This is a genomic window from Collinsella sp. D33t1_170424_A12, assembly GCF_015554865.1.
Classification (GTDB): domain Bacteria; phylum Actinomycetota; class Coriobacteriia; order Coriobacteriales; family Coriobacteriaceae; genus Collinsella.
Window position 1 is genome coordinate 1 of sequence record NZ_JADNJJ010000196.1, and the last position, 7012, is coordinate 7012.

General features: G+C 63.9%; 7 protein-coding genes. 5 read left to right on the forward strand and 2 right to left on the reverse strand.

The features are described from left to right. Positions 1–877, reverse strand: an 877-nt coding sequence (locus I2E26_RS08180) for an NAD(P)/FAD-dependent oxidoreductase (RefSeq protein WP_195420335.1), incomplete at its 3' end; no start/stop codon positions are given. Between the two features lie 268 nt (positions 878–1145). Here I2E26_RS08180 and I2E26_RS08185 point away from each other — a divergent pair. The 4 genes from I2E26_RS08185 to I2E26_RS08200 all read left to right on the forward strand — a co-directional run bounded on the left by I2E26_RS08185 (position 1146) and on the right by I2E26_RS08200 (position 5288). Next, entirely contained in the window at positions 1146–1577 is a 432-nt protein-coding gene (locus I2E26_RS08185) for a zinc ribbon domain-containing protein (protein WP_195420336.1), read from the forward strand. Positions 1578–1767: 190 nt separating this feature from the next. Then, the gene (gene thrS / locus I2E26_RS08190) at positions 1768–3528 is read left to right on the forward strand and encodes a threonine--tRNA ligase (protein WP_195420337.1); all 1761 of its coding nucleotides are present in this window, start codon (positions 1768–1770) and stop codon (positions 3526–3528) included. A 103-nt stretch (positions 3529–3631) separates the two neighbouring features. Further along, complete coding sequence (locus I2E26_RS08195) at positions 3632–4663, forward strand: PLP-dependent transferase (protein WP_195420338.1); 1032 nt, start codon at positions 3632–3634, stop codon at positions 4661–4663. Between the two features lie 58 nt (positions 4664–4721). Then, positions 4722–5288, forward strand: a complete 567-nt coding sequence (locus I2E26_RS08200) for a manganese efflux pump MntP family protein (RefSeq protein WP_195420339.1) — start codon at positions 4722–4724, stop codon at positions 5286–5288. Positions 5289–5292: 4 nt separating this feature from the next. Here I2E26_RS08200 and I2E26_RS08205 read toward each other — a convergent pair whose 3' ends face one another. Further along, positions 5293–5631 (reverse strand): winged helix-turn-helix domain-containing protein, encoded by a 339-nt coding sequence (locus tag I2E26_RS08205; protein ID WP_370551476.1) that lies wholly within the window; start codon positions 5629–5631, stop codon positions 5293–5295. A gap of 131 nt (positions 5632–5762) precedes the next feature. On the opposite strand from I2E26_RS08205, the gene I2E26_RS08210 reads away from it, so the two are divergent. After that, the coding region (locus I2E26_RS08210) for an IMP dehydrogenase (protein ID WP_195420340.1) at positions 5763–7012 on the forward strand (1250 nt) is incomplete at its 3' end.

Consider the following 7012-nt stretch of genomic DNA (forward strand, 5'->3'; position numbering starts at 1 on the left):
GCTTGCGCGCACCCTCCAGCAGCTCGTTCACGTCGGCGGCGTAGGTGTCGGTGTCGCCCGCTTCGCGGATCGCGGCGGTCGCGGTGATGACGGTGTTGCCGTGCACGGTGCCGGTGACGATCACGCCTTTCGACACGGGGGTCGGGATGGGGTAGAGGGGCATGAGCGGTGTCTCCTCGTGGTCGAGGACCGCGATGTTGCCCTGTCGCCATACCATCTCGAACGGCTCGCCGCCCGCCATGCGCGAGACCTCGCCGCAGCCGTTTCCCGCTGCGTTGATCAGCGTCTTCGCGCTGAAGTCGCCAGCTTCGGTATGGAGGACGAAGCGTCCGTCGTCGTCGCGATCAACCCCGTCGAGGCGCGCGCCCCTGTGGAATTCGACCCCGTTCGCCGCCGCGTTCTCCGCTGCGGCGATGGCGACCTCGAAGGGGTCGACGTATCCGGTTGACGGGCACCACAGCGCGCAGGTCGCGTCGGCGTTGGCACGCGGCTCGTGCTCGCGTATCTCGTTCCCCTCTATAATTCGCAGGTCCGGTACGCCGTTGGCGCGGCCGTTTTCAAGTAGGTGCTCGAGGTGCTCGCGGTCGGTTTCGCTGAATCCAAGCACCATCGATCCGGTTCGGTTGAAGCCGAAGCCCAGCTCGCGGGACCACTGCCCGTACAGCGCGCAGCCGCGCGCGTTCACGCTGGCCTTGCAGGTGCCGGGTGCGGGGTCGTAGCCCGCATGCACCAGGCCGCCGTTGGCCTTGGTGGTTCCGCAGGCGATATCGTTGGCTGCTTCGATGACGGCGATCGATGCGTCATAGCGGGCGAGCTGTCGGGCGATGGCGCACCCCGTGATGCCCGCGCCCACGATGACGATGTCGTAGCGCTGCATAGTCCCTCCTGATTTCGTGAACATATGCCCAGTAACTATTTCATCGTAGACTGTCGGGCGCCGCACGGTCCGTGGTATAGACGAACCGTCAACTTCCTTCCGCGAACGGCGGCACGGGATGCGCCGCCGACCAGCGGACGCTGCGTCCTTGCAGGGGAGCATCGGGGCCGCCGCTGGATGAATAATGGACGAACGGACGCGATGCGGTATACAATGCCAAAAGATTCTGTACCGTGCACGCTGCATCCCATGTGAAAGGAGCCCTTGTATGTCCAAGTACATCCAGGAGCTCATGTCGCCGCAGCTGATGATGGTGTTCTACCTGTTCATCGGCTTCGTGGTCGCGCTCTACCTGCTCTCCGTCATCTACGTGTTCATCGACGCCAAGCGTCGCGGCGCCGAGCCGTTCTGGCTGTGGGGGATCGTCTCGTTCATCCCCGCGGTGGGTCTCATCGCCTATCTCGCGCTGCGCCCCAACTCCTATGCGTCCGAGCGCGAGGAGATGGATCTTGAGATGGCGCTGCGCGAGCGCCAGCTCGCGGCGTACGGCGCCTGCCCCAAGTGCGGCACCACGATCGAGAAGGATTTCGTGGTGTGCCCTGTCTGCAACACCCAGGTGCGCAACGTATGCCCGTCTTGTCGCAAGCCGCTCGACGCGCATTGGAAGGTATGCCCGTACTGCCGAACTCATATTCAATAGCGCGCTGCACGCGTCCCGCTTCTGCGCGGGGCGCCGAGCGGAAGCGTCCTTGCACCCGCCTGGCCCCTCGCCGGCGGGTGCGTTCGTTTTGGGGCCGCTGCATATAGCATCCCCATTTCGATGCAAAACGGGTACACTTGATAGACTTGACACTACTATGTGACCACTGCTTCTTAAGGAAGGTACGCATATGAAGGCACTGTACAACGACGGCTCCGTGGCCGAGGTCGAATCGGACGAGGCCCAGCACGTCATTCGCCACTCCGCCGCGCACATCATGGCCCAGGCTATTCTGCGCCTCTATCCCGAGGCCGACTTCGCCTACGGCCCCGCTACCGACAACGGTTTCTACTACGACGTCGACCTGGGTGACAAGAAGATCTCCGAGGACGACCTGCCCGCCATCGAGGCCGAGATGAAGAAGATCGTCAAGGAGAACCTCAAGTTCCAGGTCTTCGAGCTGCCCCGCGAGGAGGCCATCGCCCTTATGGAGGAGCGCGGCGAGAAGTATAAGGTCGAGCACATCGGCGACCTGGCCGATGACGCCCGCATCACCTTCTACCAGCAGGGCGACTACATCGACATGTGCGTCGGCCCGCATCTCACCTACACCAAGGCCCTCGAGGCCTTCAAGCTCACCGGCGTATCCGGCGCCTACTGGAAGAACGACGCCAGCAACAAGATGCTTACCCGCATCAACGGCACGGCCTTCGCTACCAAAGACGAGCTCGAGGCGCACCTCACGTTCCTCGAAGAGGCCAAGAAGCGCGATCATCGCCGCATCGGCCGCGAGATGGACTTGTTCATGATGCGCGACGAGGCCCCCGGCTTCCCGTTCTTCCTGCCCAACGGCATGATCCTCAAGAACACCCTGCTCGACTACTGGCGCGAGATCCATCACAAGGCCGGCTACGTCGAGATCTCCACGCCGCAGATCATGAACAAGAGCCTGTGGCTCACCTCCGGCCACTGGGACCACTACAAGGACAACATGTACTCCACGATGATCGACGACGAGGAGTACTGCATCAAGCCCATGAACTGCCCGGGCGGCGTGCTCGTGTACAGCTCCAAGCCCCATAGCTACCGCGAGCTGCCCATCCGCGCCGGCGAGATCGGCCTCGTGCACCGACACGAGCTCAAGGGCGCCCTGCACGGCCTGTTCCGCGTCCGCTGCTTCAACCAGGACGACGCGCACCTGTTCGTCACGCCCGAGCAGCTCACCGACGAGATCGTGGGAGTTGTGCGCCTGATCGACTCCGTGTACCAGAAGTTCGGCTTCAAGTACCATGTGGAGCTTTCCACCCGCCCCGAGGACTCCATGGGCTCCGACGAGGATTGGGCCGCCGCCGAAGAGGGCCTCAAGGTCGCACTCGATAAGCTGGGCATGGATTACGTGGTCAACGAGGGCGACGGCGCCTTCTACGGCCCCAAGATCGACTTCCACCTGGAGGACTCCCTCGGCCGCACCTGGCAGTGCGGTACCGTGCAGCTGGACTTCCAGATGCCGCAGAACTTCGACCTCACCTACGTGGACGCCGACGGCGAGAAGAAGCGCCCCATCATGCTGCATCGCGTGTGCTTCGGTTCCATCGAGCGCTTCATCGGCATTCTGATCGAGCATTTCGCGGGCAAGTTCCCCGTGTGGCTCGCGCCCATGCAGGTCAAGGTCCTGCCGGTCTCTGAGAAGAGCCGCGACTACGCGCACCAGGTCACCGAGCAGCTCGAGGCGGCCGGCATCCGCGTGGTGTGCGACGATCGCGACGAGAAGATCGGCTACAAGATCCGCGAGGCCCGCGGCGTCGATCGCGTGCCCTATATGCTGATCCTGGGCGAGAAGGAGGTCGAGGCCGGCAACATCTCCGTCCGCGACCGCTCCAACGAGACCGTCCCCATGGATATCGAGGCCTTTATCGAAAAGGTCGTCGAGGAGACTCGCATACGCGCCTAACGCGCCGTTGCGCGGGGCGTCCGGCCAGATGGCCCGGGCGCCCCGTTTCTTTTCGAGCGGGGCGGCGCCGCTGCCCGCATTCGGCATGATCGAGGGGACTTAGGTGGAAGAATTGCTATCTGTCGAGGCGCGCTACGCTGAAGCCGCCGGTGCGCGCGCCGCATGGTTGGTCGAGGCATCCCATGCGCCCGCGGCGCTCGCGTGCACGGGCTTGGCGGCAGAGGCTGTTTTGGTGGTGTGCGCGAATGATTTCGAGCAGGCGTTTGCCCACGGCTTTCCCTGTCGATGCGTGCGGTTCCTGAACGCACCCGTGGTCGATGATTTCGTTGGAGCAAGTATCGAGGCGCGTTCAGCTGGCCTGCCTGTGATCTGGTTCGTCAACAGCGTAGGTTGTCGCGGTCTTCGCGTGGCCGACGTGCGGTCTTTGGCCGCGCGCGCTCGCGAGCTCGACGTCTTGCTCGCGGTAGACAATACCGTTCCATCGTTTTTCGGCTGCCGCGCGTGCGAGCTCGGCGCGGCCGTGGTCCTCGAGGCGCTCGACCGCGTCATGGCGGGAGCGGGGCCGTGTCGCGCGGTGGCGGTGAGCGTCGCGCATCCGCATGGACGGTACGCGCGCCGTCGCTATACGGATGAGTGCGCCGCGTGGGCCTTCGACCATATGGAGCGCATGCGTGCCGCGGGTTCGCTTGACGTCACCGGCCGCACGGGCGAGCTCGCGACCGTCCTGGGCTCCGGCATCGCATCGATGCCGGCGCGTATGCAGGCGCACATGGATCACGCGCGCGCCGTGGCCGAGTATCTGGCGGCTCACGACGGCCTTCGTTCCGTGAGCTACCCGGGTCTTTCGAGTCATGTCGACCGCTCGCTCGCCTCGACCGTGCTTTCGCACGGGGCCGGGCCAGCCATCGATATCGAGCTGCCAAGTGGTTGGACGGCTTCCATGCTGTTCGATTCACTCGACTCCGCCTATCGTTCGAGCCCGGCCGGCGGTGCGCATACGCGCGTGTCGGCGCTCGACGGCGTAGACGGGTGCGCGGTGCGCCTGTTCGCGGGCACCGACGATCCCCTGGGCGTCATCGACGACCTCGATCGCGCCCTTGCAGCCTCGCTTCGCGACGAATGCCCGTCGCGCTAGGTCCGCCGTCATCAATCGCAATCGTCTGGCTCATATCTGAAGGGATTCGTTACCGACAATGGTAGGTTCTGCAGAATTGATCGAGAGCGTCGTTCTGGGCATCGCGCTTGCCATGGACGCCATGGCCGTCACGTTGTCCAACACGCTGTGCGAGCCCGATATGCCCCGGGCCAAGAAGCTCGCGATGCCCTTGGCGTTCGCGTTCTTCCAGGCGGCCATGCCCGTGGCGGGCTTTTTCGGCGGTACGCTCATCGCCCCGATTATCGAGGCCTATGCCGGCATCGTGTCGTTGGTCATCCTTGCGATCGTGGGCGGCAAGATGGCGCTGGAGGCGCTGCGAGAGATGCGCGAACCCGAGGCGTGCTCGCCGTCGAAGCTCACGTACGGAACCATCTTCCTCGAGGCGATCGCCACGTCTATCGATGCTTTCGTTGTAGGTGTCTCGCTGGCGGCGTCTGGGGCCAACATCGCGCTATACGGCGCCTCCATCGGCTTCACGACGCTTCTGTGCTGTCTGGGCGTGCTGGTGCTGGGCCGCCGCCTGGGCGAGCGCTTCGGTGCCCGCGCGCAGCTGGCTGGCGGGATCGTGCTGGTCTGCATCGGTCTCAAGGCGTTTGCTGCATAAGGCCCTATCGATTGCCGAAAAGCTCGGGCATGCGCTGCTCGAGCAGCTCTTCCACCTCGTGCTGGAGCGTGCGGTAGGCGAGGAGGGCCTGCTTGCCCTCCTCGGTGAGATGCGAGCCGCGCGCGCCTTCGCGCACGAGCAGCTCGAACCCCAGATGCGCCTCGGCTTCGCGCACGAGCCTCCAGGCTTTCGAGTATGCCATGCCGATCGCCTTGGCCGCCTGGTTGAGGGAACGGTCGCGCTCCACGCCCTCGAGTAGCAGGGCGCACCCCTGGCCGAATGCGCCGGGCAGCTGTTCTTCGGCAGCCGTGATGAGCAGGCGCGCGGAACCCTGAAGATGCACGGTCGGCCCTCCTTTCGCAACATGGCGAGTTTCTCGATACATCATGTTATTCAAATACAGCCCATTGTAGCAGCACCGTCTGCGCTACAATGTCTGTCAACCTATTCGTTCCGGTGTCGGTAAGGAGTACCATGGCCACGTTTTTCCCAGGTGAGTCCCACACGTTTTCCGAGTATCTTCTCGTTCCCGGTTATTCATCTTCTGAATGCGTGCCGACTAACGTCTCGCTGAAGACGCCCCTCACGCGCTTCAAGCGCGGTGAAGAGCCCGCAATCACCCTTAACATCCCCATGGTCTCCGCCATCATGCAGTCGGTCTCCGGTGTCGATATGGGCGTTGCCCTTGCCACCGAGGGTGGCCTGTCCTTCATCTACGGCTCCCAGACCCCCGAGTCCGAGGCCGCTATGGTCAAGGCCGTCAAGGACCACAAGGCCGGTTTCGTCGAGAGCGACTCCACGCTTACGCCGGATATGACCATGGAGCAGGTCATGGAGCTCAAGGAGCGCACGGGCCACTCCACCATGCCCGTCACGGACGACGGCACCCCGCGCGGCAAGCTCCTCGGCATCGTCACCAGCCGCGACTATCGTCCCAGCCGCGACGATCATTCCAAGAAGGTCTCCGAGTTCATGACGCCCCGCTCCGAGCTCATCGTGGGCGATAAGGACATCACGCTCAAGGACGCCAACGATCTTATCTGGGACAAGAAGCTCAACGCCCTGCCCGTCGTAGACGATAACGACCATCTGGTCGGCATCGTCTTCCGCAAGGATTACGATTCCCACAAGACCAACCCCAACGAGCTGCTCGATGCTAACAAGCGCTACATGGTCGGCGCTGGTATCAACACGCGCGACTACGCCGAGCGCGTGCCTCTGCTCGTCGAGGCCGGCGCGGACGTGCTGTGCATCGACTCCTCCGAGGGCTTCTCCGAGTGGCAGAAGCGCACCATCGAGTGGATCCGCGCGAACTACGGTGACTCCGTGAAGGTTGGCGCCGGCAACGTCGTCGACGCCGAGGGCTTCCGCTTCCTGGCCGATTGCGGCGCCGACTTTATCAAGGTCGGTATCGGCGGCGGCTCCATCTGCATCACCCGCGAGACGAAGGGCATCGGCCGAGGCCAGGCCACCGCGCTCATCGACGTGTGCCGTGCTCGTGACGAGTACTTCGAGGAGACCGGTATCTACGTTCCCGTCTGCTCCGACGGCGGCATCGTGTACGACTATCACATGACGCTGGCGCTCGCCATGGGTGCCGACTTCCTCATGCTCGGTCGTTACTTCGCTCGCTTCGACGAGTCCCCCACTAGCCGCGTGAACGTCAACGGCCAGTACATGAAGGAGTACTGGGGCGAGGGCTCCGCGCGTGCCCGCAACTGGCA

Bases quoted from the DNA above. Each gene is read 5' to 3' on its own strand.
- thrS (WP_195420337.1), top strand. From the start codon at position 1,768: ATGAAGGCACTGTACAACGACGGCTCCGTGGCCGAGGTCGAATCGGAC.
- I2E26_RS08185 (WP_195420336.1), top strand. From the start codon at position 1,146: ATGTCCAAGTACATCCAGGAGCTCATGTCGCCGCAGCTGATGATGGTG.
- I2E26_RS08200 (WP_195420339.1), top strand. From the start codon at position 4,722: ATGGTAGGTTCTGCAGAATTGATCGAGAGCGTCGTTCTGGGCATCGCG.